The sequence below is a fragment of the Citrobacter sp. Cu233 genome (assembly GCF_030332225.1).
Classification (GTDB): Bacteria; Pseudomonadota; Gammaproteobacteria; order Enterobacterales; family Enterobacteriaceae; genus Citrobacter.
This window is the reverse complement of the sequence record NZ_JAOWIF010000042.1, coordinates 100,283-124,406: the sequence shown is the minus strand read 5'-3', so window position 1 is coordinate 124,406 and position 24,124 is coordinate 100,283. Positions and strand designations below refer to the sequence as shown.

Annotated in this window: 26 protein-coding genes; 11 read left to right on the top strand and 15 right to left on the bottom strand. The window is 53.1% G+C overall.

Annotation, left to right across the window (positions count from 1 at the left end; genetic code table 11):
• The first annotated feature begins 141 nt into the window (after window positions 1–141).
• Entirely contained in the window at window positions 142–621 is a 480-nt protein-coding gene (locus OGX95_RS19155; protein WP_286630592.1) for an arginine repressor, read from the top strand.
• Here OGX95_RS19155 and OGX95_RS19150 read toward each other — a convergent pair.
• The gene (locus tag OGX95_RS19150) at window positions 618–740 is read right to left on the bottom strand and encodes a hypothetical protein (RefSeq protein WP_085951582.1); all 123 of its coding nucleotides are present in this window, start codon (window positions 738–740) and stop codon (window positions 618–620) included. The two genes, OGX95_RS19155 and OGX95_RS19150, sit on opposite strands and share 4 nt — an antisense overlap.
• Here OGX95_RS19150 and pyrL point away from each other — a divergent pair.
• The 5 genes from pyrL (at window position 720) to ridA (ending at window position 2,728) form a co-directional block, all read left to right on the top strand.
• Window positions 720–821: a pyr operon leader peptide gene (pyrL, locus tag OGX95_RS19145; protein ID WP_003025819.1), complete on the top strand. Its 102-nt coding sequence runs from the start codon at window positions 720–722 to the stop codon at window positions 819–821. The two genes, OGX95_RS19150 and pyrL, sit on opposite strands and share 21 nt — an antisense overlap.
• Entirely contained in the window at window positions 802–855 is a 54-nt protein-coding gene (locus OGX95_RS22955; RefSeq protein ID WP_106875647.1) for a pyrBI operon leader peptide, read from the top strand. The genes pyrL and OGX95_RS22955 overlap by 20 nt, the downstream gene beginning before the upstream one ends.
• A 2-nt stretch (window positions 856–857) precedes the next feature.
• Window positions 858–1,793, top strand: coding sequence for an aspartate carbamoyltransferase (gene pyrB, locus OGX95_RS19140; RefSeq protein ID WP_016151493.1), 936 nt, complete (start codon window positions 858–860; stop codon window positions 1,791–1,793).
• A gap of 13 nt (window positions 1,794–1,806) precedes the next feature.
• Window positions 1,807–2,268 carry an aspartate carbamoyltransferase regulatory subunit gene (pyrI, locus tag OGX95_RS19135; protein WP_016151492.1) on the top strand — a complete coding sequence of 154 codons (462 nt, stop codon included), beginning with the start codon at window positions 1,807–1,809 and terminating at the stop codon, window positions 2,266–2,268.
• 73 nt (window positions 2,269–2,341) lie between these two features.
• Window positions 2,342–2,728, top strand: coding sequence for a 2-iminobutanoate/2-iminopropanoate deaminase (gene ridA / locus OGX95_RS19130; RefSeq protein WP_286630591.1), 387 nt, complete (start codon window positions 2,342–2,344; stop codon window positions 2,726–2,728).
• 51 nt (window positions 2,729–2,779) lie between these two features.
• Here the strand turns inward: ridA and OGX95_RS19125 are convergent, their stop codons facing one another.
• The 4 genes from OGX95_RS19125 to mgtA form a co-directional block, all read right to left on the bottom strand.
• On the bottom strand, window positions 2,780–4,066 hold the full coding sequence (locus OGX95_RS19125; protein ID WP_202039765.1) for a TRAP transporter large permease: 1,287 nt from the start codon (window positions 4,064–4,066) through the stop codon (window positions 2,780–2,782).
• Window positions 4,067–4,096: 30 nt separating this feature from the next.
• Complete coding sequence (locus tag OGX95_RS19120; RefSeq protein WP_286630590.1) at window positions 4,097–4,606, bottom strand: TRAP transporter small permease; 510 nt, start codon at window positions 4,604–4,606, stop codon at window positions 4,097–4,099.
• A 55-nt stretch (window positions 4,607–4,661) separates the two neighbouring features.
• Window positions 4,662–5,639, bottom strand: a complete 978-nt coding sequence (locus OGX95_RS19115; protein WP_286630589.1) for a TRAP transporter substrate-binding protein — start codon at window positions 5,637–5,639, stop codon at window positions 4,662–4,664.
• A 375-nt stretch (window positions 5,640–6,014) separates the two neighbouring features.
• Window positions 6,015–8,723, bottom strand: coding sequence for a magnesium-translocating P-type ATPase (gene mgtA / locus OGX95_RS19110; protein ID WP_286630588.1), 2,709 nt, complete (start codon window positions 8,721–8,723; stop codon window positions 6,015–6,017).
• A 417-nt stretch (window positions 8,724–9,140) separates the two neighbouring features.
• Between mgtA and treR the strand changes: the two genes are divergently transcribed.
• From treR to nrdG, 5 genes are all read left to right on the top strand, one after another.
• Window positions 9,141–10,088, top strand: coding sequence for a trehalose operon repressor TreR (treR, locus tag OGX95_RS19105; RefSeq protein WP_286630587.1), 948 nt, complete (start codon window positions 9,141–9,143; stop codon window positions 10,086–10,088).
• Window positions 10,089–10,245: 157 nt separating this feature from the next.
• A complete protein-coding gene (gene treB, locus OGX95_RS19100; RefSeq protein ID WP_286630586.1) occupies window positions 10,246–11,664 on the top strand; it encodes a PTS trehalose transporter subunit IIBC in 1,419 nt (472 codons plus the stop codon).
• Window positions 11,665–11,713: 49 nt separating this feature from the next.
• A complete protein-coding gene (gene treC, locus OGX95_RS19095) occupies window positions 11,714–13,366 on the top strand; it encodes an alpha,alpha-phosphotrehalase (protein WP_286630585.1) in 1,653 nt (550 codons plus the stop codon).
• 409 nt (window positions 13,367–13,775) lie between these two features.
• A complete protein-coding gene (nrdD, locus tag OGX95_RS19090) occupies window positions 13,776–15,914 on the top strand; it encodes an anaerobic ribonucleoside-triphosphate reductase (protein WP_286630584.1) in 2,139 nt (712 codons plus the stop codon).
• A gap of 56 nt (window positions 15,915–15,970) precedes the next feature.
• On the top strand, window positions 15,971–16,435 hold the full coding sequence (gene nrdG / locus OGX95_RS19085; RefSeq protein WP_286630583.1) for an anaerobic ribonucleoside-triphosphate reductase-activating protein: 465 nt from the start codon (window positions 15,971–15,973) through the stop codon (window positions 16,433–16,435).
• Between the two features lie 3 nt (window positions 16,436–16,438).
• Here the strand turns inward: nrdG and OGX95_RS19080 are convergent, their stop codons facing one another.
• From OGX95_RS19080 to OGX95_RS19035, 10 genes are all read right to left on the bottom strand, one after another.
• Window positions 16,439–16,723, bottom strand: coding sequence for a type II toxin-antitoxin system RelE family toxin (locus OGX95_RS19080; RefSeq protein ID WP_286630582.1), 285 nt, complete (start codon window positions 16,721–16,723; stop codon window positions 16,439–16,441).
• A complete protein-coding gene (locus OGX95_RS19075) occupies window positions 16,713–16,955 on the bottom strand; it encodes a type II toxin-antitoxin system RelB/DinJ family antitoxin (protein ID WP_286630581.1) in 243 nt (80 codons plus the stop codon). Before OGX95_RS19075 ends, OGX95_RS19080 begins: the two co-directional genes overlap by 11 nt.
• Before the next feature lie 77 nt (window positions 16,956–17,032).
• Window positions 17,033–18,946: a BglG family transcription antiterminator gene (locus OGX95_RS19070; protein ID WP_286630580.1), complete on the bottom strand. Its 1,914-nt coding sequence runs from the start codon at window positions 18,944–18,946 to the stop codon at window positions 17,033–17,035.
• A gap of 21 nt (window positions 18,947–18,967) precedes the next feature.
• Window positions 18,968–19,708 carry a 2-dehydro-3-deoxy-phosphogluconate aldolase gene (gene dagF, locus OGX95_RS19065; RefSeq protein WP_286630579.1) on the bottom strand — a complete coding sequence of 247 codons (741 nt, stop codon included), beginning with the start codon at window positions 19,706–19,708 and terminating at the stop codon, window positions 18,968–18,970.
• Window positions 19,705–20,823, bottom strand: a complete 1,119-nt coding sequence (locus tag OGX95_RS19060; protein WP_286630578.1) for a DgaE family pyridoxal phosphate-dependent ammonia lyase — start codon at window positions 20,821–20,823, stop codon at window positions 19,705–19,707. The genes dagF and OGX95_RS19060 overlap by 4 nt, the downstream gene beginning before the upstream one ends.
• Complete coding sequence (locus OGX95_RS19055) at window positions 20,807–21,940, bottom strand: amidohydrolase/deacetylase family metallohydrolase (RefSeq protein WP_286630577.1); 1,134 nt, start codon at window positions 21,938–21,940, stop codon at window positions 20,807–20,809. Before OGX95_RS19055 ends, OGX95_RS19060 begins: the two co-directional genes overlap by 17 nt.
• A 58-nt stretch (window positions 21,941–21,998) precedes the next feature.
• Window positions 21,999–22,643: a DUF4310 family protein gene (locus tag OGX95_RS19050; protein ID WP_003830379.1), complete on the bottom strand. Its 645-nt coding sequence runs from the start codon at window positions 22,641–22,643 to the stop codon at window positions 21,999–22,001.
• 11 nt (window positions 22,644–22,654) lie between these two features.
• Window positions 22,655–23,431, bottom strand: a complete 777-nt coding sequence (locus OGX95_RS19045; protein ID WP_003025764.1) for a DUF4311 domain-containing protein — start codon at window positions 23,429–23,431, stop codon at window positions 22,655–22,657.
• Window positions 23,432–23,453: 22 nt separating this feature from the next.
• Complete coding sequence (locus OGX95_RS19040; protein ID WP_038636649.1) at window positions 23,454–23,753, bottom strand: DUF4312 family protein; 300 nt, start codon at window positions 23,751–23,753, stop codon at window positions 23,454–23,456.
• Between the two features lie 2 nt (window positions 23,754–23,755).
• Window positions 23,756–24,118 carry an SFCGS family glycine-rich protein gene (locus tag OGX95_RS19035; RefSeq protein ID WP_137383954.1) on the bottom strand — a complete coding sequence of 121 codons (363 nt, stop codon included), beginning with the start codon at window positions 24,116–24,118 and terminating at the stop codon, window positions 23,756–23,758.
• Window positions 24,119–24,124: the final 6 nt, after the last annotated feature.

Sequence of the window (24,124 nt, the reverse complement as noted above, 5' to 3'; positions counted from 1 at the left end):
TTTTAGCCGTCGGATCCCGACGGCTTTTTTGCGCGCTCTCTCGTTTTTCTGCACAACCGCCCGTTTGAGCCGTTATTGATACTGCAAATGTGGTGAATTTTGCCATCACATTGATACAAATGATAAATTTAGGGTGTATTTATGAAGGAATTCAATGAGTACTCGACCAAAGAGCAGAAACAACTGGCGATTTGTCTGCGCCTGATTACTGAAAAAAGCTACCTGTCCCAGGAAGCGCTTCGCCGCGATCTACAACACCATGGTTTTACCGGAATTAGCCAGTCAACAGTATCCCGTCTGCTGAAACTGCTCGGGGCTATAAAAATAAGAAATACAAAAGGGCAAAAAATTTATTCTGTAAATCCGCAATCACGACCCACTCCTGATGCTGCCCGATCGATTGCTGAAATGGTGGTCAGCGTGGAACACAATAGCGAGTTTATCCTCATTCACACTGCAGCAGGTTATGGCCGTGCCGTTGCCAGAATCCTCGATTACCACGCGTTACCAGAGATTCTGGGTGTCATCGCTGGTAGCAGTATTGTCTGGGTTGCGCCGCGAGTGGTGCAGCGAACGGGGTTGGTGCACAGGCAGATTAACTATCTATTTAAAATGAATTAAAATTCATAAGAACCGTTTGCGGTGAATAAATTGTGCATTTTCCGCTTGATCCCATAACGGAGCTGAGTATAATCGCGGACAATTTGCCGGGAGGATGTATGGTTCAGTGTGTACGACATTTTGTCTTACCGCGTCTGAAAAAGGACGCTGGCCTGCCGTTTTTCTTTCCGTTGATCACCCATTCCGAGCCCCTCAATTGAGGGGCTTTTTTTTTGCCCAGGCGTCAGGAGATAAACATGGCTAACCCGCTCTATCAAAAACACATCATTTCCATAAACGACCTCAGCCGCGATGACCTCAATCTGGTCCTCGCGACGGCGGCGAAACTAAAAGCCAACCCGCAGCCGGAACTGTTAAAGCATAAGGTTATCGCCAGCTGTTTCTTTGAGGCGTCAACCCGCACGCGTTTATCCTTTGAAACCTCGATGCACCGCCTGGGCGCCAGCGTGGTAGGTTTCTCTGACAGCAGCAACACGTCGCTGGGCAAAAAAGGCGAAACCCTGGCCGACACCATTTCCGTCATCAGCACCTATGTCGACGCCATCGTAATGCGTCATCCGCAGGAAGGCGCCGCGCGCCTGGCCACAGAGTTCTCCGGCAACGTACCGGTACTCAACGCAGGCGATGGTTCTAACCAGCATCCCACCCAAACGCTGCTGGACCTGTTCACTATTCAGGAAACGCAGGGCCGCCTGGACAATCTGCAAATCGCCATGGTGGGTGACCTGAAGTATGGCCGCACCGTCCACTCCCTGACCCAGGCGCTGGCAAAATTCGAAGGTAACCGCTTCTACTTCATCGCCCCGGACGCGCTGGCCATGCCGCAATACATTCTGGATATGCTCAACGAAAAAGGTATCGCCTGGAGCCTGCACGGCACGATTGAAGAGGTCATGGCGGAGGTCGATATCCTCTACATGACCCGCGTACAAAAAGAGCGTCTGGACCCTTCCGAGTACGCCAACGTGAAAGCACAGTTCGTCCTGCGTGCCAGCGACCTGAATGGCGCCAGAGCGAACATGAAGGTGCTGCATCCACTGCCGCGTATCGATGAGATCACCACCGATGTCGATAAGACGCCGCACGCCTGGTATTTCCAGCAGGCTGGCAACGGCATCTTCGCCCGCCAGGCGTTACTGGCACTGGTACTGAATAGCGAACTGGCACTGTAAGGGAGAAAAAGAGATGACACACGATAACAAACTGCAGGTTGAAGCCATCAAACGTGGCACCGTGATTGACCATATTCCCGCACAGGTTGGTTTTAAACTGCTGACGCTGTTCAAGCTGACAGAAACCGATCAGCGTATCACCATCGGTCTGAACCTGCCGTCAGGCGAAATGGGTCGTAAAGACTTGATTAAAATCGAAAACACCTTCCTGACCGATGAGCAAGTTAACCAGCTTTCTCTGTACGCGCCACAGGCGACGGTGAACCGCATTGACGATTATGACGTTGTGGGTAAATCTCGTCCCAGCCTGCCGGAGCGCATCGACAACGTGCTGGTCTGCCCGAACAGCAACTGCATCAGTCATGCAGAACCCGTTTCCTCCAGCTTTTCAGTGAAAAAACGTGCTGATGACATCGCGCTCAAATGCAAATACTGTGAAAAAGAGTTTTCGCATTATGTGGTGCTGGCCAACTAATTGCGGTTGGTATTGAAATGTTGCCTCTCTATAATGGCTAACACCTTAATACTGCAGTTCATCTGGAGATATCATGAGCAAAACTATTGCGACGGAAAATGCACCAGCCGCTATCGGCCCATACGTTCAGGGCGTTGACCTGGGTAGCATGGTAATCACTTCCGGTCAGATTCCGGTCGATCCGAAAACCGGTGCCGTATCGGAAGACGTATCCGCTCAGGCGCGTCAGTCGCTGGAAAACGTAAAAGCTATCGTTGAAGCAGCAGGCCTGAAAGTGGGCGATATCGTAAAAACGACCGTCTTCGTTAAAGACCTGAACGATTTCGCTACCGTAAACGCCACCTACGAAGCGTTCTTTAACGAGCACAACGCCACCTTCCCTGCACGCTCTTGCGTGGAAGTTGCCCGTCTGCCGAAAGACGTGAAAATCGAGATTGAAGCGATTGCCGTTCGTCGCTAAGCAATAAATAATCCGGGCGCAAAAGCCCGGATTTTTGTCACTGCATTATCATCACAGCACACCAAACAGTTTCGGCAGGAACAACGAAATCGCCGGAATGTACGTTACCAACATCAGCACCAGGAACAGGACGAGGTAGAACGGCAGCATCGCCTTCACCACTTGCTCAATCTTCTGCTTACTCACCGCACTGGCGACAAACAGCACTGACCCCACCGGTGGAGTAATCAACCCAATCCCTAAGTTCACCAACATGATCATCCCGAAGTGAACCGGATCAATACCGAGCGCGTTGGTCACGGGCAGCAGGACCGGTGTCAGGATCAGGATCAACGGCGCCATATCCATCAGCGTACCAATCAGCAGCAGCATAATGTTAATGCACATCAGGATGACGTATTTGTTATCCGAGATGCTGGTGAAGGCTTCGGTAATACGCATCGGCAACTGCATGTAGGTCATGACAGCACCAAACGCGGCGGCAAAACCAATCAGAATCATCACGATGGTGACTGTTTTCACCGTGCGGAACATCAGCTTCGGCAGCTCGGACCATTTATAGTCACGATAGATAAACATGGTGACGAAGAAGGCCCACAGGCAGGCAATCGCCGCGGATTCCGTCGCGGTAAAGATGCCCGACAGGATCCCCCCCATGATGATCACCACCGTCATCAGTCCCCACAGCGTATCGACGAAAATCTTCAGCGCCTGGCGAAACGGCACGCGCTCGCCTTTTGGGTAACCGCGTTTATGGGCAAACGCCACGCACATCACCATCAGGCTCAAGCTTAACAGCAGGCCCGGTAGGATCCCGGCAATAAACAGCGCGGCAATAGATACCGTGCCACCGGTTGCCAGCGAATAAATGACCGAGTTATGGCTGGGCGGCGTGAGGATCGCCTGTACCGAACCGCTGGCGGTCACTGCCGCTGCAAAGTCACGCGGGTAGCCTTTTTTGTCCATCTCCGGGATCATCACCGAACCGATGGAAGCGGTGTCTGCCACCGACGATCCCGAAATCGCGCCAAAAAAGGTCGAGGCCACAATGTTCACCAGCGACAGTCCACCGCGAATAAAGCCCACGAAAATGTAGGCAAAATTCACTAACCGACGCGCAATTCCGCCTTCGGCCATGATCGCGCCAGCCAGAATAAAGAACGGAATCGCCAGCAGGGAGAACTTGTTCACGCCGCTGGTCAGTTGGATCATCACCGCTTCCAGTGGGATATCAATGTACCAGGCGCCAATGATGGCGCTAATACCTACCGCGTACGCTACCGGTACCCCAATCGCCAGCATGATGCCAAGCGTAAAGACGAGAATAAATGCATCCATCTGCTTTCCTTAATGAAATGGGGGCGGTAATTAGCTGGTCGAACCCAGCATGACAACAGGACGCTGGTACTGCGGGCCACGGCAAACCTTCTCAACAATAAAGAGCAGCGTGATAGCAGAGCCAATCGGCAGCGGAAGATAGTTTTGCCCGGCGCTTAAAATCGGGAATTCCGCAACGGGTTGATCCCACAGTTCAAGACACAACGTGGAACCGTACCAGAGGATAAACAGGCTTATCGCCGCCAGCATGATATCCGCGACAATAAAGCAATAACGACGGGCGCTTTCACCCAGGCGGTCAGTGACCATACTCACTGCGATATGCGAGCCTGCGCGATAACTTACCGCCGCACCAATAAAGGTGAATGTCACCATGCAGAGAATAGCGACGGGTTCAGGCCATGACAGGGCATTGTTCAGGACATAACGTGCGAATATCCCAATCGGGATAATGGCAACCATCACCAATAATGCCACACCGGCAATCCACATTGAGACCCGATAAAGAAAATCCATTACCGATGAATAGCATTCACCCATAATCATCACCTCGAATTAATCAAATGATTCAGGCGGATATCATCCGCCCGATGAACTACTGCACATCCTGAATACGCTTGATCAAATCCTGGTGGTCTTTACCGTAATTATCCCTCACTGACTGCGTGGCTTTATAGAAATAATCCGTATCAATATCGTGGAACTGAACGCCGTTGGCTTTCATCGTTTCCAGTGATTTCGCATTATAATCCTGCCAAAGTTTGCGTTGTTCTACCTGTGCTTCTTTGGCGAGTTTAATAATGAGATCCTGATCTTCTTTTTTCAATTTGTCCCATTTCGCTTTCGAGAAAAGAAATAATTCAGGAATAATAAAATGTTTGCTCCAGGTGTAGTTTTTAACGACCGGTAAATAGTTGTGCGCGACAAACGTTGGCGGGTTATTTTCCGTGCCATCAATAACGCCGGTCTGCATGCCGCTAAAGACTTCGCTGACGCCCATTACAACAGAGTTAGCGCCCATCGCTTTTAAGGTGTCCAGCGCTATCGGACTCCCTTGAACGCGGATTTTCATACCGTGTAAATCTTCCGGTTTCACCACCGGGTTTTTGGTGATCAGGTTACGCGTCCCCGCATCCATCCAGCCCAAAAACACCAGTCGTGATTTGGTATTGGCCGTCAGACGGTCGCCAATTTCCTGGCCGATCATGCCGTCGAGCACCTTATGCAGATGGTCTTCATCACGGAAAATATACGGCAGGGTAAAGACGTTAATTTCAGGGAGGATAGCAGCGACAGGTGTCATCGAGACGCGAATAATATCGATAGCGCCTAATTGCGCCTGTTCAATCATCTGTTTTTCATCGCCTAACACACCACCGGGAAATGTTTTAATTTCCAGACGACCATCAGTCGCCGCGCTGAGCTTTTCCCCCATGTGTTTCACTGCCACCACGTTCGGGTAATCAGCCGGATGCACATCTGCGGCGCGGAAGGTTTGTGCCAACGCTGAATGGCTGGCCAGTAATACCGAAGCGCCAATACACAGACTTATCAGGTTTTTTGTCAGTTTCATTTGTCCTTCTCCAGAAGTTCATAATATCCATTAACAGGAATAGCTTGCAGAGCAAATGACTGCCGGAATTAAAAATGGGCAGCGAGAAACTTTCTTAACGACGTTACCGGTGCAGACTAACTGGTGTAACAATTTATTTCGATGACTGCCTTCACAAAAAAAAACCAAGCTCTATAATTTTTAGCACGCTGTTTCATTTTTGCAACGCAGATCGTTTTCCTGATAAAAAAGCAACGCAAAAGACGCGGTTTTATACTAATTAGCCGCGTTGGTATTTCAATAAAAATAAAACAACAATATTACGCAGGAATATCTTCGAACGAAGAAGAGAAATGCAGGATGGTGCTAACACCATCCTGTTGAGACGTGTCGCGGTTATTGCCAGCCGTAACGACGGCTATAAAAACCTTTCACTAACTGGGTCAGTGTCATGTAGCCTGCCAGAATCGCAATCAGCCACGGGAAGTAGCTCAGCGGCAATGCCTGCAATTGCAGGTAGCTGGCCAATGGCGAGAACGGTAACGCAATGCCCACCACCATCACGACCAGCGTCATCAGCATCAACGGCCATGCGGCGCGACTCTGGATGAACGGCACGCGACGGGTACGGATCATATGCACAATCAGCGTTTGCGACAGCAGACCGACCACGAACCAGCCTGACTGGAACAACGTCTGATGTTCTGGCGTATTGGCATGGAAAACGAACCACATCAGGCAAAATGTCAGAATATCGAAGATAGAGCTGATCGGTCCAAAGAAGATCATAAAGCGTCCCAGCTCGGCAGGGTTCCAGCGCTGCGGCTTTTTAATCTGCTCTTCATCAACGTTATCAAACGGGATCGCCACCTGGGATACATCGTACAGCAGGTTCTGAATCAGTAAGTGCAGCGGCAACATCGGCAGGAACGGCAGAAATGCGCTCGCCACCAGCACGCTAAACACGTTACCAAAGTTGGAACTGGCCGTCATTTTGATGTACTTCAGCATGTTCGAGAAGGTACGACGCCCTTCGATCACCCCTTCTTCCAGCACCATCAGGCTCTTTTCCAGCAGGATGATGTCTGCCGCTTCACGCGCAATATCAACCGCACCATCGACGGAAATACCGATGTCCGCCGCGCGCAGCGCCGGAGCGTCATTGATACCATCGCCCATAAAGCCCACTACGTGACCTTCACGTTTGAGCAGGGTGACAATGCGCTCTTTGTGCATTGGCGTCAGACGGGCAAATAGCGTGGTACGCTGAGCCAGTGTTGCCAGCTCGTCGTCGTTTAACCCTTCAATGCTGCTGCCGATCACCACATCACCTGCATCCAGACCCACTTCATGACACACTTTCGCCGCAACCAGTTCGCTGTCACCGGTGAGAATTTTCACCGTAATACCACTGGCTTTCAGGGCTTTCAGCGCCGGGGCGGTCGTTTCTTTCGGCGGATCGAGGAAGGCGATATAACCTTCGAGGATCAGGTCTGACTCATCAATACGTTGGTAATCTCCCTCACGCGCAGGCAGGTATTTCGTCGCCACCGCGACCACGCGCAACCCCTGACGGTTCAGCGTATCGGTAACGCGTTTCACCCGGCGCAGCATGTTCTCATCCAACGGGACAATTTCACCGTTATGACGCACCTGGGTACAGACACTGAGGATCTCCTGCAACGCCCCTTTACATACCAACTGATGCACATCGGTTTCTTCCGCCACAACCACGGACATCCGCCGACGCTCAAAATCAAACGGGATCTCATCAATTTTCTGCCAGCGGGTAGAGAGCTGACGGGCTGATTCTTCATCCACACCTTCAAGAACCGCAGTATCCAACAGGTTTTTCAGCCCGGTCTGGTAATGACTGTTGAGCCACGCGGAATACAGGACATGTTCGCTGGGCTTACCGGAGATATCGGTATGATTCTCCAGCACTATTTTATCCTGAGTCAGGGTACCGGTTTTATCGGTGCACAGAATATCCATCGCGCCAAAGTTCTGGATGGCATCGAGGTGTTTGACGATGACCTTCTGTTTGGACAGCTTCACCGCCCCGCGCGCCAGCGTTGAGGTGACGATCATTGGCAGCATTTCCGGCGTCAGCCCCACCGCGACAGACAGCGCAAACAGCGCCGCTTCCCACCAGTCACCTTTGGTGTAGCCATTGATGATTAGAACAATTGGCGCCATCACCAACATAAAACGGATCAGCAACATGCTGACGCGGCTGATCCCTTTCTGGAAGGCATTTTGCTCATTTTCCTGCTCGCTGACGCGGCCTGCCAGTTGTCCAAACCAGGTATTAGCCCCGGTTGCAATGACGATGGCCTGTGCCGTTCCGCTCACCACATTGGTGCCCATAAAACACAGGGTATCGCACTCCAACGGATTGCTTTGCTGCGGGTCACGGCTGGTCGCCACTTTCTCAACCGGCAAAGATTCACCGGTCAGCGAAGCCTGCGCCACAAACAGATCGCGCGCCTGGACGATACGTAAATCGGCCGGGATCATATCGCCAGCTGCCAGCTTAATAATATCGCCAGGAACCAACTGGTCGATCGGCAGTTCAACCCAGCCGTTCTCCCCTTTTTCGTTGATGACACGCAGGACGGTTGCGGTATTGCTGACCATCGCTTTCAGCGCATCCGCCGCTTTGGTCGAACGCGCTTCCTGCACAAAATTCAGCAGCGTTGAGATACACACCATCAAGGCGATGACGCCAGCAGCAAACAGATCCTCAGTTGCATAAGAAATGCCGCCCAGAATAGTCAGCAGAATATTAAACGGGTTGCGATAGCAGACCCACAGATGTATCCACCACGGCGACGGCTTTTGCGTCGGCAACTGGTTTTCGCCATGCTTTTCGCGGGCGCTCTCCACTTCTGCGGCATTCAATCCTTCCGGATGCGCATCAAACGTTTTCCACAGCGCCTCTTCATCCATCAGTGCCATCTTCAGGCAATGTTCACTGAGTGACGGTGGGATCGGTGTGCTGGCAACGGTCTGCGCATTAGGCAACGGATCGCGATGCACCAAACGATGCGGCAAATGGCGGTTAAGCCGGGCAAACAGCTGGCGGGTAATATTTTTGAACATAGGCAGTCCCTCTGCACCAGTATAAACAGGCGCAGTAAATCCTTCAGGCGTGGCAAAGCCTTGCCTGGTGGCAATTTTAAAATCACAACAGGGACGTCAGAACGTCACTGTCTTACAGCTCCGGTAAGACAGTGAAAACAGGCTTACCGGAGAAGGGGGGTTCTCCATTGAGGGAGAGGGGTGGGATCGGGATCCATATAGCCTCCGGTAAGTGAACGATAAGCGCTGCGGATTATACGCAGAAAACCATAAGGTTTGTGACAATTATGGCGGTATGATACAGCACGGAAACTAAACCAAACGTATACACATCGCCTGAATGGTGAACGGTTTAAAGCAGACTTTGCCCATTGCACTCCACATGAGTAAAGTTACTCTCTTTGATATAACTGAAAAAGTGCGCAACGGGAAAACAGGATGCAAAATCGGCTGACTATTAAAGACATCGCCCGCTTAAGCGGCGTGGGGAAATCAACGGTTTCCCGTGTGCTCAACAACGAAAGCGGCGTTAGTGAACGCACCCGTGAACGTGTTGAAGCAGTGATGAATCAGCACGGTTTCTCCCCTTCCCGATCCGCACGTGCCATGCGTGGGCAAAGCGACAAAGTCGTGGCGATTATCGTCACACGTCTGGACTCACTTTCAGAAAACCTCGCGGTGCAGACCATGCTGCCAGCCTTTTATGAGCAGGGTTACGATCCGATTATGATGGAAAGCCAGTTCTCACCTGAACTGGTAGAAGAACATCTGGGAATGCTCAAACGTCGCAACATTGATGGGGTGGTGCTGTTTGGTTTTACCGGCGTAACGGAAACCATGCTCACCTCCTGGCAGGACTCTCTGGTGCTGCTGGCCAGGGATGCCAAAGGTTTTGCCTCAGTCTGTTATGACGACGAAGGCGCCATTCATACCCTGATGCAGCGTCTGTACGATCGCGAACATCGTCATATCAGTTTCCTTGGTGTCCCCCATAGCGACGTCACCACCGGTAAGCGCCGTCATGAGGCCTACCTGACCTTCTGCAAGAAACATAAGCTACACCCTGTCGCTGCTCTGCCCGGTCTTGCCATGAAGCAGGGCTATGAGCATGCCGCCGATGTCATTACGCCGGAAACCACCGCGTTAGTCTGTGCAACGGACACACTTGCCCTTGGTGTCAGCAAATATCTGCAGGAACAGCGAATCAACAACCTGCAACTGGCGAGCGTTGGTAATACGCCGCTGATGAAATTCCTCCATCCGGAGATCATCACCGTCGATCCCGGCTATGCTGAAGCCGGACGGCAAGCGGCATTACAGCTGATCGAACAGATCAACGGCCGCAGCGAACTGCGGCAAATCATCATTCCCGCCACCCTCTCCTGATCGCTTTCTGAGCACTAATTTGTGATCTTCGCTGCGTTTCGGGAACGTTCCCATTTTTAAATATTCACCGACGATATACTCTGGCACCAACAACGAGACAGCTGCCGGATGACGTCGCGAAAGCGTCTAATCCGACCTACGGGGAACACACGTCATCATGAGCAAAGTAAAACAAGCGGATATCGACCGGCTGATAGAGCTGGTTGGCGGGCGCGACAATATCGCCACGGTGAGTCACTGCATTACGCGCCTGCGTTTTGTGTTGAATCAACCCGCGAATGCCAGGCCCAAAGAGATCGAACAGCTACCGATGGTCAAAGGCTGCTTCACCAACGCCGGGCAGTTTCAGGTAGTGATCGGCACCGAGGTCGGTGATTACTACAAGGCGCTGTTGGCGACCACCGGACAAGCCAGTGCCGACAAAGAGCAGGCAAAGAAAGCCGCGCGGCAGAACATGAAGTGGCACGAGCAGTTGATTTCTCACTTCGCGGAGATCTTCTTCCCACTGCTGCCTGCGCTGATTAGCGGTGGTTTGATCTTAGGTTTTCGTAATGTGATCGGCGATCTGCCGATGAGCAACGGCCAGACGCTGGCGCAGATGCATCCCTCGCTCAAAACGCTTTATGACTTTCTGTGGCTGATTGGCGAGGCGATCTTCTTCTATCTGCCAGTCGGGATCTGCTGGTCGGCGGTGAAGAAAATGGGCGGTACGCCGATCCTCGGCATCGTGCTCGGCGTCACGCTGGTTTCTCCGCAACTGATGAACGCCTATTTGCTCGGCCAGCAGGTACCGGAAGTGTGGAACTTCGGCCTGTTTACTATCGAGAAAGTGGGCTACCAGGCGCAGGTTATTCCGGCGCTGCTGGCGGGTCTGGCGCTCGGCTTTATTGAAACGCGGATGAAACGCATCGTCCCGGATTATCTGTATCTGGTCATCGTCCCGGTATGTTCGCTGATCCTGGCGGTGTTCCTCGCCCATGCCTTTATCGGTCCATTTGGCCGCTGGATTGGCGACGGTGTGGCGTTTGCCGTGCGTCATCTGATGACCGGCAGCTTTGCCCCGATTGGTGCAGCGCTGTTTGGCTTCCTGTATGCCCCGCTGGTGATTACCGGCGTGCACCAGACCACGCTGGCTATTGACATGCAGATGATCCAGAGCATGGGCGGCACACCGGTATGGCCACTGATCGCGCTGTCTAACATCGCTCAGGCCTCCGCAGTGGTCGGCATCATTATCTCCAGTCGCAAACACAACGAACGTGAAATCTCCGTTCCCGCAGCGATCTCCGCCTATCTGGGTGTGACTGAACCCGCAATGTACGGTATCAACCTGAAATATCGCTTCCCGATGCTGTGCGCGATGATTGGTTCGGGCCTTGCCGGGCTGTTGTGCGGCCTGAACGGCGTGATGGCAAACGGCATTGGCGTCGGCGGCTTGCCAGGCATCCTCTCCATCCAGCCAACGTACTGGCAGGTATTTGGTCTGGCGATGGTGATTTCAATTGTTATCCCGATGGTACTGACCTCGTTCATCTACCAGCGTAAATACCGTCAGGGCACCTTACAGATTGTCTGACTTTTCTTCGGGGCGCAGTTGCGCCCCATCGCATTTGCAGGAAACAACCATGAATATTCCACACTGGTGGCAAAACGGCGTTATCTATCAAATTTACCCCAAGAGCTTTCAGGACACGACCGGCAGCGGCACCGGCGATTTACGCGGTGTAACAAAGCGCCTCGACTACCTGCAAAAACTGGGCGTCGATGCGATATGGCTGACCCCTTTCTATATATCTCCACAGGTTGATAACGGCTACGACGTCGCTGACTACACGTCCGTCGACCCGGCCTACGGTACGCTGGAAGACTTCGACGAACTGGTGGCGCAGGCAAAAGTGCGCGGCATCCGTATTATCCTTGATATGGTGTTTAACCATACTTCAACACAGCACGCCTGGTTTCGCGAGGCGCTGGATAAAGACAGTCCGTATCGTCAGTTTTATCTCTGGCGCGATGGCACGTCAGAGGTCAGCCCGAACAACTGGCGCTCCAAGTTTGGCGGCAGCGCCTGGAGCTGGCACGCCGAAAGCGAGCAGTATTACCTGCACCTCTTTGCCCCGGAGCAGGCCGATCTGAACTGGGAAAACCCGGCGGTTCGTGCTGAACTGAAAAAAGTGTGCGAGTTCTGGGCCGATCGCGGCGTGGACGGTCTGCGTCTCGACGTGGTGAATCTTATCTCTAAAGATCAGGACTTCCCGAACGATCCTGACGGCGATGGACGCCGTTTTTATACCGACAGCCCACGCGCACATGAATTTTTGCGTGAGATGAACCGCGACGTATTCACCCCACGCAATCTGATGACTGTAGGCGAAATGTCTTCCACCACGCTGGAAAATTGCCAGCAGTACGCCGCGCTGGGCGGCAGCGAACTGTCAATGACCTTTAACTTCCACCATTTGAAAGTGGATTACCCCAATGGGGAGAAATGGACGCTAGCAAAACCCGACTATGTGGCGCTAAAAACCCTGTTCCGCCACTGGCAGCAGGGAATGCATAATCAGGCCTGGAACGCGCTGTTCTGGTGTAACCACGACCAGCCGCGTATCGTTTCGCGTTTTGGCGATGAAGAGAAATACCGCGTTCCTGCCGCCAAAATGCTGGCCATGGTGCTGCACGGGATGCAGGGTACGCCTTATATCTACCAGGGCGAAGAGATTGGCATGACCAACCCACACTTCCGCCAGATAACCGATTATCGCGATGTCGAAAGCCATAACATGTTTGCCGAACTGAACGGTCAGGGACGCGATGCCGACGATTTACTGGCGATCCTCGCCAGTAAATCCCGCGATAACAGCCGCACCCCGATGCAGTGGGATGCCAGCAAACACGCGGGCTTCACCCAGGGTGAGCCGTGGATTAATCTGTGTGACAACGCAGCAGATATCAACGTGGCAGCCGCGCTGAGCGATACCGACTCGGTGTTCTATACCTATCAGAAGCTGATCGCCTTGCGTAAAGCAGAACCGGTAATCACCTGGGGTGACTACCAGGATCTGATACCTGACAGCCCGCACATATGGTGCTATCAGCGCGAGTGGCAAGGGCAACGGCTGCTGGTCGTTGCCAACCTGAGCAACACCTTCCAGCCCTGGCAACCCACTCATACCGACGGCAACTGGCAGGTGCTGATGCACAACTATGCCGAGGTCGCCAGCCAGCCAGGAGGCATGACATTACGTCCTTTTGAAGCCGTCTGGTGGCTGCAAAAATAGCTTGCAATTGGCTTCTTGCCCGGCACGTATAGCGTTGCCGGGCTTCACTGCGTGTGTCCAGCTTACCTTCATGTTTTTGTTGAATAATTAATCAGATTTTTCTCACCACAATTTACAATCGGCTGCAGTGCCCGTCATCTGTACGCTTCAGTTTTTACTTTGCGCTACATCAAATAAATCGTAAACATCCTTGATGCAAATCACTACATATAGAACTTAAAATGCACGCCGACCCAATATATTGTATTAATCGACTACAATTGCTACAACGACATTTCCCCGGTTAGCGGTGGAATTGTGGATAAAGTGGGTCAGGATTGTGGGAAGTCATTGGCCTGATAGATGAATAACCCCATGGCCGCTTCCCCAGCCTCTGTGGATAACCTGTTCTTATAAATATGGAGTGATCATGACACCGCATGTGATGAAACGAGATGGCTGTAAAGTGCCGTTTAAATCAGAGCGCATCAAAGAAGCCATTCTGCGTGCAGCTAAAGCAGCGGGAGTCGATGACGCAGATTACTGTGCCACCGTCGCAGAAGTCGTTAGTAGTCAGATGAATGAGCGCAGCCAGGTCGATATCAACGAGATCCAGACAGCGGTAGAAAACCAGCTGATGTCTGGTCCGTACAAACAACTCGCCCGTGCGTACATCGAATATCGCCACGACCGTGATATACAGCGTGAAAAACGTGGCCGTCTGAACCAGGAAATTCGTGGTCTGGTTGAGCAAACCAACTCTGCTCTGCTGAATGAAAATGCCAATAAAGACAGCAAAGTGATCCCGACCCAGCGTGACCTGCTGGCCGGTATCGTCGCCAAACATTATGCGCGCCAGCACCTGCTGCCGCGTGATGTCGTTCAGGCACACGAGCGCGGTGATATTCACTATCACGATCTCGACTACTCGCCGTTCTTCCCGATGTTTAACTGCATGCTGATCGACCTGAAAGGCATGCTGACACAGGGCTTTAAGATGGGTAACGCGGAGATTGAGCCGCCAAAATCCATCTCCACCGCGACCGCCGTCACGGCACAAATCATCGCGCAGGTTGCCAGCCACATTTATGGTGGCACCACGATCAACCGTATTGATGAAGTTCTCGCGCCGTTCGTCACCGAGAGCTTTAACAAGCACCGTAAAACCGCTGAAGAGTGGCAGATCCCGAATGCCGACGGTTATGCACATTCTCGTACCGAGAAAGAGTGCTATGACGCATTCCAGTCCCTCGAGTATGAAGTGAATACCCTGCATACCGCTAATGGTCAGACACCGTTCGTCACCTTTGGTTTTGGCCTGGGAACCAGTTGGGAATCACGTTTGATCCAGCAGTCCATTCTGCGTAACCGCATCGCGGGACTGGGTAAAAACCGTAAAACAGCCGTCTTCCCGAAACTGGTATTCGCGATTCGTGACGGTTTGAACCACAAGTTTGGCGATCCGAACTACGACATTAAACAGCTGGCGCTGGAATGCGCAAGCAAGCGTATGTACCCGGATATCCTGAACTACGATCAGGTAGTGAAAGTCACCGGTTCGTTCAAAACCCCAATGGGCTGCCGTAGCTTCCTTGGTGTCTGGGAAAACGAGAACGGCGAACAGGTTCACGACGGACGTAACAACCTTGGCGTTATTAGCCTGAACCTGCCACGCATCGCGCTGGAAGCCCATGGTGACGAAACCACCTTCTGGAAGCTGCTCGACGACCGTCTGATTCTGGCACGTAAAGCGCTGATGACCCGTATTGCACGTCTGGAAGGTGTGAAAGCCCGCGTTGCGCCAATCCTGTATATGGAAGGTGCCTGTGGTGTTCGCCTGAAAGCGGACGATGATGTGTCTGAAATTTTTAAAAATGGCCGCGCATCCATCTCTCTGGGTTACATCGGCATTCACGAGACCATTAACGCGTTGTTTGGTGATAAGCACCTGTACGACAGCGAAGAGCTGCGCGCCAAAGGTATCGCCATTGTCGAACGTCTGCGTCAGGCTGTTGATCAGTGGAAAGACGAGACCGGCTACGGTTTCAGCCTGTACAGCACACCGAGCGAAAACCTGTGCGACCGTTTCTGCCGCCTCGATACCGCCGAATTTGGTGTGGTGCCAGGCGTAACCGACAAAGGTTACTACACCAACAGCTTCCACCTTGATGTAGAGAAGAAGGTGAACCCGTACGACAAAATCGATTTCGAAGCGCCGTACCCGCCACTGGCGAGCGGAGGCTTCATTTGCTACGGCGAGTATCCGAATATTCAGCACAACCTGAAAGCGCTGGAAGACGTGTGGGATTACAGCTACCAGCACGTGCCGTATTACGGGACCAACACGCCAATCGATGAGTGCTACGAATGTGGCTTTACCGGTGAGTTCGAATGCACCAGCAAAGGCTTCACCTGCCCGAAATGTGGTAACCACGACGCCGCGCGCGTATCGGTAACCCGTCGTGTTTGCGGTTACTTAGGTAGCCCGGACGCCCGTCCGTTTAACGCCGGTAAGCAGGAAGAAGTGAAGCGCCGCGTTAAGCATTTAGGCAACGGGCAGATCGGTTAATCACCTACCACGTTAACGCCCGGTGGCGCTACGCTTACCGGGCATGGTTACACGCTATGAACTTTCACCAGTACTATCCCGTCGATATCGTTAACGGCCCCGGCACTCGCTGCACCCTGTTTGTTTCAGGCTGCGTACATGAATGCCCTGGCTGCTATAACAAAAGTACCTGGCGGTTGAACTCCGGCATGCCGTTTACCCGGGAGATGGAAGACAAGATCATTGCCGATCTGAACGACACGCGCATTCATCGCCAGGGTATTTCACTGTCCGGAGGCGATCCGCTGCATCCGCAAAACGTGCCGGATATCCTGAAACTGGTACAGCGTATTCGCGCTGAGTGTCCGGGGAAAGATATCTGGGTGTGGACCGGTTACAAGCTTGATGAACTCAACGCCGCGCAGATGCAGGTGGTCGATCTCATCAACGTACTGGTCGATGGCAAGTTTGTGCAGGATCTTAAAGACCCGGCGCTGATCTGGCGCGGCAGCAGCAACCAGGTTGTACATCATTTGCGTTAATCGCTAAAGCCGTTTGTTTGCATCGTGATAAACGGCTGAATGTTCTCGCTTGCCGACCGCGACAACAAACACGATCACAACCTCATCCCGAACCTGGTACACCAGACGATAGCCGGACGACTTAAGCTTAATTTTATAGCAATCTGGAAGAACGTTTAAACGGGCAGAGTCAATTCTGGGGTTCAACAACACGCCGGCCAACTTCTTCTTAAACGGAGCCTTCACCGTATCACCCAATTTATGCCACTCCTTTAAGGCTCTCGGGTCGAATTCCAGTTCATAAGTCATCCAGACTAACCTTGATTCCCTTTTGCGGGCTGGCCAGCCTCTCCCGGGCTGTCTGAATCAGTGCATCTTCACTGTCGCTAACGGTAACGGTTTTCACTGGCATGCGCCCCGTTTCCGCGACGTACTGAAACAGTAATCGCACGGCTTCCGTTGGCGTAATGTTCAGTTTTTCCAGCACGGCATAAGCCTCATTTTTGAGTTTTTCATCCAGACGGACGTTCAGCGTGGCCATTATGCCTCCAGTAGAATCGAATGTGTAATGCAGTTTAGCATTACATTCACATTACATCGAATTCTGGAAAACGCCTCTCAAAAACGACTCACACATTCCATCGCAACCGTTTTGAACTCGGCAAAATTCTGACATGCACAGAGCCGCGTCATGGCGCGTTCACGCAGGAAAGTGACAAAGATATCGTAGATCGCCATCGCTTCTTCGTATTCGCTTTTGCTGATGGCGAGCAAGAAAATTACGTGTGCCGTGTCATCGCCCCAGGCAATGCCCTGCGGGGCGAGGATGGTGTAGACCACCGTTTTCTTTGCCAGCAAGCCGAGCGCATGCGGCAGGGCAATACTGTCACCCAACATCGTGCTGACAATGGCCTCACGTTCAACAACCGAATCAAGAAACTCCGCGTCGACAAAACCTTCATCCTGCAACTGGTGGCATAACGTTTTGAACAGCGTCTGCTGATCCATGGTGCCGTTGATAACACGAAAGTGGGCGGCATCGAAAAACTTGTTCAGCATCCACGGACGGGTTCGATCTACCAGCACCAGTTTCCCGATCTGCTCCAGTTGATAGTCGGTAGGAAACGGTGCAATCATCACGACAGGCTTATCTTTTTCACCGATCCGTGCAGTAGAAATAACGAAGTCTTCACTGATGTTGTCCCGCTGTTCGTAATCGCGTAGCGTCACGGCGCCCACAATATCAATCTGCGGATATTTTCGCGCCAGCACCGCTTCAATCATCCGCACCATCGCATTTCCCGCATCACAGACCAACAGCACACGCGGCTGGCGCTGGTAACCGATGTTGTAACTACGTTCCAGCCCAACGCCAATATGCAGAACCAGAAAGCCGATCTCATTTTCACTGATGGTATACGGCGTGTATTTCCCCCAGCCTGACACGGCGGCCAGCGTCATATCCCATGCCATCGGGTAGTGCTGTTTAATATTTTCCAGCAACGGATTAGGGATCATGATCTGGTAGCGAACCCGGGTGATCATCGTCTTAATATGTGTCAGCAGATCGGCATGCAACTGCTGGTCATTCAGCAGGTTGTAGTTGTACTGGGTGTTGATAAAACGCAGGATGTAATTGACCAGTGCTTCGCCATCATCGGCATTAATGGCGCTGGGCGCAATTTCCTGTACCTGACGGGCGGCAATATGTACCTGAAGCCAGTTTTCTTCATACTCGGAAAGCGGCTTGTCTGCCAGTTGGTGCAAGATCCCCGCAATCTCTCTTGCCGCCAGGCACACCGCCTGTTCAGTTTCTTCAGCGGCAAATTCAGGCAGTGGATACCCTTCGCTAATCCGCCGGATAGCCACCGCACAGTACAAGCGCAGAAACAGCTCGCCCTCATCGGTCAGACGAATATGAAAACGGGCAAAAATATCCTGTAGAACCGGCTGTAGCTGCTCAGGTATCCCGGCATTAAGCGCCTCTTCCATCACCAATGGGTGCTGGGGGTCCTGCTGAGCCAGCGTCCACAGCAGGTCAGTTAAACAAGCACGGATCGCCATTTCGCTGCCAAACAATTTCATCCCATGCCGGGGCCGGGTTTCCAGCGTCAGACGATAACGTTGCAGGTGTTCACGGACTTCGGCCATATCATTTTGCAGCGTCGCACGACTGATAAACCATTCATCAGCTAAATCTTCAAGCTTCAGCGAAAAGGCCGACGTCAGAAAACGGACCACCAGCCAGTGTACCCGCTCCTGGCTGGTTCGCGGGATGCGCAGCAACGTTTCAGGCTGCTGCGTTTGCAGAGAGTGATAACTTGCCGGGTCATCAATTTTAAGCTGATAACCGCTGCCCCTGCTGAGAATAAACTGTGCACCATACTGAGTAAGCAGCGCGTTTAGCGCCGTAATATCTGCACGTACGGTGCGTGTAGAAACCGACAACCGCTGCGCCAGCTCATCCTGCGGGAGCGCCTCGTTTTGCAGCATGTCAAAAAGCTGCGCTAAACGTTGGTTGGGGAATCTCACATCAGTTTCCTCATCAGTTAATTAGCCTACGCAGGTGCGGGTGATCGCCAGCAGTTGGCGAACGTCCTGCGGACGGGTATCACCACTCACCTTATCAATAATCGAACTATAGATGTGAGGAATGATTTTGCTCACTCCGGCATCAAGGGCGATCTGCAGGATTTCAGCGAAATTGTCCAGGTCTATGCCGCCAGTAGGCTCAAGCCAGAAGTCGTGACGAGCACAGGCCTGCGCGACCGCGATGTATTCGTCACGGCATTTCAGACCGCCCATCGGAAAGTACTTAATTGAGCTCCCCCCCATGTCTTTGAGCAGAGCAATCGCGGTTTCGACCGGCACAATGCCGTCCGGTGTCTGGCTGCTCAAAGGCCCGGTGGAAATTTTCACCCTTCCCGGCGTACCCGTTGGCGATACCAGACCATTGACAACCGTATCATGCTGTCCCAATAGCGCACGGCTGGTTGCCACGCCGGTAAAGACCTGATTAACATGCTGAGGCTGCACCAGGCGGGAGATCTCACTGACCATCGCCGACTGGTTCGGATCGCCCGCCCCCAGCCCCACAGACAGTGCGTTGTCAATAAGCGCCGCGTATTCACGCATATCCGCCACCGCGCTTTCGACGTTGGGGTAATTTTTAGACAGCACGCCAACCAGCACATGGCCTTCCGCCGCCGCATAAATATCCTGGGCGTTCTCTTTACAGCCCGCCAACACGTTCAGACAGACGCGATCGCGGTAAAAATTAGGGGTTAATTTCATGCTTTTTTCTCCTGCGAAATCACTTCAGCAATCCGGCGAGCCACAATCTCCAGTTGCGCGCGATCGACGCTGCGCACATCCGCCTCGATGATGCCTTCATTAGCTTTGTAACCACGGAAGTAAATCGCATACTCCCCCTGTTTCAGCGCGTCGACCAGTTCGCCCGTGGCGATACCGGTTACCGCTTCGTCAAACTTAATTTCTGTACGTGCAATGTCACGCCCTGCACTATCCCACACGACACGAGCGCTCACGCCATTAAGGGCATTCAACGCCGCTATAAACGGCGTCATTTTTTCTACCATCTCCGCGCCGCTCTCTTTCTGCGCGCTTAGGTACAGTTCGATAGCGCAGGTCAAACCGAGGATGCCTTCTTTGCCGACCTTCATTGCCCGGCCAATGCCCGCCGTCTGGCGTTTGACCCATTCAACATACTGCGTTTTGCCAATCACCAGACCACTGGTTGGCCCTTCGATCGCCTTCGCACCGCTGTAAATGACCAGGTCCGCACCGACACGGTAGTAACATTGCAAATCCTCTTCCGCCGCCGCATCGACGATCAACGGTAGGTTATGCGTGCGTGCAACCACCGCAGCCTGCTCCACGCTGAGCATGCTTTTCTGTACACAGTGGTGCGATTTGATATACAGAATTGCCGCCGTGCGTGGTGTAATAGCCGCAGCCAGCTGCGCTGCCGAACATTCGTTGGCATAGCCCGCTTCCACTACCTTACCGCCGCCGAGCGCCACCATCGCGCCAACCGGGGCACCGAAGTTAACGTTGTGGCCTTTGGGTAGCACGATTTCGTTGTTGTCGACAGGCGTCACGTGCAGGTTTTCCAATAGCCAGTCACTGTCTTTAACCAGCACCGCCGCCACCGACTGGGCAATCCCTGCCGAGGCACAGGAAACGACGGTAGCCCCTTCCACATCCAGTAACTTCGCAATGTACTCACCTGTCTTATTGACCAGATCTTTCATTTCGAAGTATTGATTCATCCCCGCCATCGCAGCCTGAACCACTTCCGGTCGTGGTGTGGAGACACCCAGCGCCGTCATGCGACCGGATGTATTAATCACCTGTTTTAAATGGTACTTCTCAAAAATTGAAGGCATGTTCCGCGCTCCCTTGTTCGGTCATATAGCCCTTGCCAGCACGTATTGCGGCAAGCGGCACCAGCAGTTGTTCAGCCTGCAGGCTGTCGTTTTCGGCATCTACCAGCACGTCTGGCTGGCGTTTCAGCGTAAAGAGGGTCAGATCAGCATCCAGACCAACCTGCAGCCGACCTTTATGTTTCAGGCGCAAACCGTCGGCGGCATTGGCGGTCACGCACTCAATGACCTGTGGTAGCGACATGCCGATAGCGAGAAACTTCGACATCACATTCGCCAGGGAATGCACCGGACCGATGATGCGGTTGCGGCAGTAAATGTCGGAGCTAATGGTGTGCGGCAGAACACCCAGTTCGATAGCGCGTTTCGCCACCGCAAAGCTCAGGCTGGCAGTACCGTGCCCAACATCCAGACGCACGCCGCGCGAAATCGCCCGTGTCACCGACGCACGCAGTTCACCTTCCGGTGTCAGAATGCGGTTTGGCTTGCCGTTGTAGCAGTGGGTGATGATGTCGCCCGCCATCAGGCGCTCGGCAATCTCATCCAGATCCGGGGGATTGTTGCCGATGTGCACCATCAGCGGCAGGTCACCGTTTTGCGCCTGCATCGCTTTAGCCCGATCCAGCGGTGTAATGCCATTTTCACCGACCACGCTGCTGCTCATGCGCGCCTTCAGACCCACGATAAAATCGGGGTGGCGTTTCAGCGCCTGCTGCACCGCATCAGCGTCGATATTGGCCATATTGGCCAGTTCGTTTTGGGCAATAAGCCCAACGCGTGAGATATTCAGCAGCGCATAAACCTCAGTGGCTGCATCGCGCGTCAGCGTGTAAAAATCGTCAATATCATCAGCGCCAGTACTGCCCGCATCGACCACCGTGGTGACGCCAGTGGCAATGCCGACGCTGTCGGGTTGGTCATGATAAATCGGGGATTTGGGATAACAGTGGACGTGGGAATCAATCCAGCCTGCGCTGACGTAGCACTCGCCGCGTAAGTCGATGATGTTCGCCGCCGGGCTATCAATGCCGCCCAGCGCCGCAATTTTGCCGTCCTTGAGCGCAATATCACTCACCGTATCGTCAACCAGACGCGCATGGCGCAGGAGTAAATCAAACATCGCACTCTCCTTTGCCGGATGGCGGCGCAACCGCCTTATCCGGCCTACAAATCAACAGTTAGCTAATGGCAATCGGGAAGATCGAACCGAGGATCATCGCCCCAAGGATCGCCCCGCCGGTGATTGGTTTCTGCCACAGGTAAAACAGCAGTGCGCCAGCCAGAGAGCCGATCCCGATAGGAATAGATGCCGTCATGGCACTGAGGATAATCAACGGCCCAAGGAAGCGGCCGGAGGCGTTACCGGCCCCCATCATCACGTCAGCCCCGTAGGTCGAGTCGCTCTGATTGATGGTGAACTTACGCGCCAGAATGATGATGTAGCCAATCGCCAGACCAATAACCAGACCGGTGACCAGTGAGGCGGCAAAATTGGCAACCGGGAAAATAATGCCCGCACCCAGTAGCAGCGCCGGAACGCCTAACCCAACACCGGTCTGAATCGCCCCGCCGATGTCCAGGATCCCCACCAGAGACCCTTCAATGATGCGGGCAAACAGGAAACTTGCACCAAACGCCGCTACCGCGCCGTAGGAGCCGGTATCCATTCCCGCTTTCAGCATCGCCACGAATGCCACTTCGTTAAATGCACCAATGCCATACAGGTAGTACATGTGCGTCCCGGCAAAGACGCCAGAAGAGAGCAAACCAACGAAGATCGGGAACGACCAGTCGGCAAACCAAAAACCTTTATTTTGTTCCATGATGGCCTCCGTTATTTGCCGCTGAGCGAGTTATGGATCAGTTCCAGCCAGTTAGGCACGGTCAGATGGAAAGATTCGATCATCTTCATATCGAATCCGCGGAAGAAGCCGCTCAGGACGAACAGCGCGACGATAGCCACCATCATCACTTTGGTGACGTGGTTCCAGCCGCTTTCTTCAACACCTTTACCAATCAGGATACCGAGGACCAGACCCGGAACGGCGTTACCCATAATCAACTGTGCTGCACCACCGAAAACGGTCGCCCAGAAGCCAGATTTTTTACCGGCATCGATCGCCGCCAGCCAGAAGATCACCGGCATTACCGTGTTGACCAGCAGGTTGGCTGCGGGAACCAGCACCTTAACGGCGGTAACCTGCAATGCTTCAGGTACGGAGGATGCGGTAAGGTTCAGGAACGTCACAACGATCATGCCAATGACGCCACAAGCAATCGCCATGCGTTTAGGATCGTGCAGCGTTTCACCCACGTTACGATTTTTGATCATCAGCGCGGCGGCACCCCAGTTGGGGATGATGCGGTGGTCAACGTCCTGAGTGAACGCCCCCGCCGCAACGGAAGAAGCCCAGGCGTTAAAGAAGAAGCCCAGGCCAAACGAGAAGTGAGAAGCCGGATCCCCTTCACAGGAATTCAGTTCCCCCAGGGTACGAAATGCGCCCATCCCTTGAGTGGTAGGCGCATGAAACATGCGTGCAGCCCCAGCGCCGACACCGACGCCAACCAGCGCGCCGATGATGAGCGATTTTATTAATATTATCAGGAACATAATTATGCCTTTTAATAGAGAATCAGCGTTGCGTAACGAAATCCACCTTGTCGAGATTGATGGCAGTCACGTTGACAGTCACATCCAGCTCCACGCTGAAAGTGCGTCTTTCCCGGCGTAGAAAGAGGAATAAAAACGCCTCCTTACGCACCGTTTCACGCGCTTGAACGACCTGCACATCCTGTGGCTCAATACGCAGTAAGATATGCGGCGATGCTTTCATCACCGCAGCCTGAACGTGGTTCAGGGCATCGGCAAAGGCGCGCGCTTTGGCTTCGCCCTTGCCAGTGACTCTCACCGTGGTGGTGAATTGCTCTTTCATACTTAAGCGCCGTATTTCTTTTGCCACGCCTGTACCAGGCGCTCGCCGAGCTCTTCTTTGTCCATAAAGCCGAACCCCAGCACGTTGCAACCTTCGTTGATGGCGGTCACACCCTCTTCAACCGAGCGCATACCATATTTCGCCTTGTAGCCGTATTTAGTCTGTGCGGTGATAGCCCCCGCGCCGCCGCTGCCGCAAAACGAGATGCCAAAGGTGGCATTTTCCGCTTTCATCACATCGCCCAGCTTCATATCAGCGGCAACACCCGGTACCACAACCGCGCGACCGCCCGCTTTCTCAACGCCTGCCGCCACTTTCTGGCCTTTACCCAGACGATCGCCAATCACTACGGTAATCTGTTCCATCTTTTG

Excerpts from the sequence above, each read along its gene's own strand:
- OGX95_RS19155 (WP_286630592.1), top strand. The coding sequence starts at position 142 with ATGAAGGAATTCAATGAGTACTCGACCAAAGAGCAGAAACAACTGGCG.
- pyrL (WP_003025819.1), top strand. The coding sequence starts at position 720 with ATGGTTCAGTGTGTACGACATTTTGTCTTACCGCGTCTGAAAAAGGAC.
- OGX95_RS19150 (WP_085951582.1), bottom strand. The coding sequence starts at position 740 with ATGTCGTACACACTGAACCATACATCCTCCCGGCAAATTGTCCGCGAT.
- pyrB (WP_016151493.1), top strand. The coding sequence starts at position 858 with ATGGCTAACCCGCTCTATCAAAAACACATCATTTCCATAAACGACCTC.
- pyrI (WP_016151492.1), top strand. The coding sequence starts at position 1,807 with ATGACACACGATAACAAACTGCAGGTTGAAGCCATCAAACGTGGCACC.
- ridA (WP_286630591.1), top strand. The coding sequence starts at position 2,342 with ATGAGCAAAACTATTGCGACGGAAAATGCACCAGCCGCTATCGGCCCA.
- OGX95_RS19125 (WP_202039765.1), bottom strand. The coding sequence starts at position 4,066 with ATGGATGCATTTATTCTCGTCTTTACGCTTGGCATCATGCTGGCGATT.
- OGX95_RS19120 (WP_286630590.1), bottom strand. The coding sequence starts at position 4,606 with ATGGGTGAATGCTATTCATCGGTAATGGATTTTCTTTATCGGGTCTCA.
- OGX95_RS19115 (WP_286630589.1), bottom strand. The coding sequence starts at position 5,639 with ATGAAACTGACAAAAAACCTGATAAGTCTGTGTATTGGCGCTTCGGTA.
- mgtA (WP_286630588.1), bottom strand. The coding sequence starts at position 8,723 with ATGTTCAAAAATATTACCCGCCAGCTGTTTGCCCGGCTTAACCGCCAT.
- treR (WP_286630587.1), top strand. The coding sequence starts at position 9,141 with ATGCAAAATCGGCTGACTATTAAAGACATCGCCCGCTTAAGCGGCGTG.
- treB (WP_286630586.1), top strand. The coding sequence starts at position 10,246 with ATGAGCAAAGTAAAACAAGCGGATATCGACCGGCTGATAGAGCTGGTT.
- treC (WP_286630585.1), top strand. The coding sequence starts at position 11,714 with ATGAATATTCCACACTGGTGGCAAAACGGCGTTATCTATCAAATTTAC.
- nrdD (WP_286630584.1), top strand. The coding sequence starts at position 13,776 with ATGACACCGCATGTGATGAAACGAGATGGCTGTAAAGTGCCGTTTAAA.
- nrdG (WP_286630583.1), top strand. The coding sequence starts at position 15,971 with ATGAACTTTCACCAGTACTATCCCGTCGATATCGTTAACGGCCCCGGC.
- OGX95_RS19080 (WP_286630582.1), bottom strand. The coding sequence starts at position 16,723 with ATGACTTATGAACTGGAATTCGACCCGAGAGCCTTAAAGGAGTGGCAT.
- OGX95_RS19075 (WP_286630581.1), bottom strand. The coding sequence starts at position 16,955 with ATGGCCACGCTGAACGTCCGTCTGGATGAAAAACTCAAAAATGAGGCT.
- dagF (WP_286630579.1), bottom strand. The coding sequence starts at position 19,708 with ATGAAATTAACCCCTAATTTTTACCGCGATCGCGTCTGTCTGAACGTG.
- OGX95_RS19060 (WP_286630578.1), bottom strand. The coding sequence starts at position 20,823 with ATGCCTTCAATTTTTGAGAAGTACCATTTAAAACAGGTGATTAATACA.
- OGX95_RS19055 (WP_286630577.1), bottom strand. The coding sequence starts at position 21,940 with ATGTTTGATTTACTCCTGCGCCATGCGCGTCTGGTTGACGATACGGTG.
- OGX95_RS19050 (WP_003830379.1), bottom strand. The coding sequence starts at position 22,643 with ATGGAACAAAATAAAGGTTTTTGGTTTGCCGACTGGTCGTTCCCGATC.
- OGX95_RS19045 (WP_003025764.1), bottom strand. The coding sequence starts at position 23,431 with ATGTTCCTGATAATATTAATAAAATCGCTCATCATCGGCGCGCTGGTT.
- OGX95_RS19040 (WP_038636649.1), bottom strand. The coding sequence starts at position 23,753 with ATGAAAGAGCAATTCACCACCACGGTGAGAGTCACTGGCAAGGGCGAA.
- OGX95_RS19035 (WP_137383954.1), bottom strand. The coding sequence starts at position 24,118 with ATGGAACAGATTACCGTAGTGATTGGCGATCGTCTGGGTAAAGGCCAG.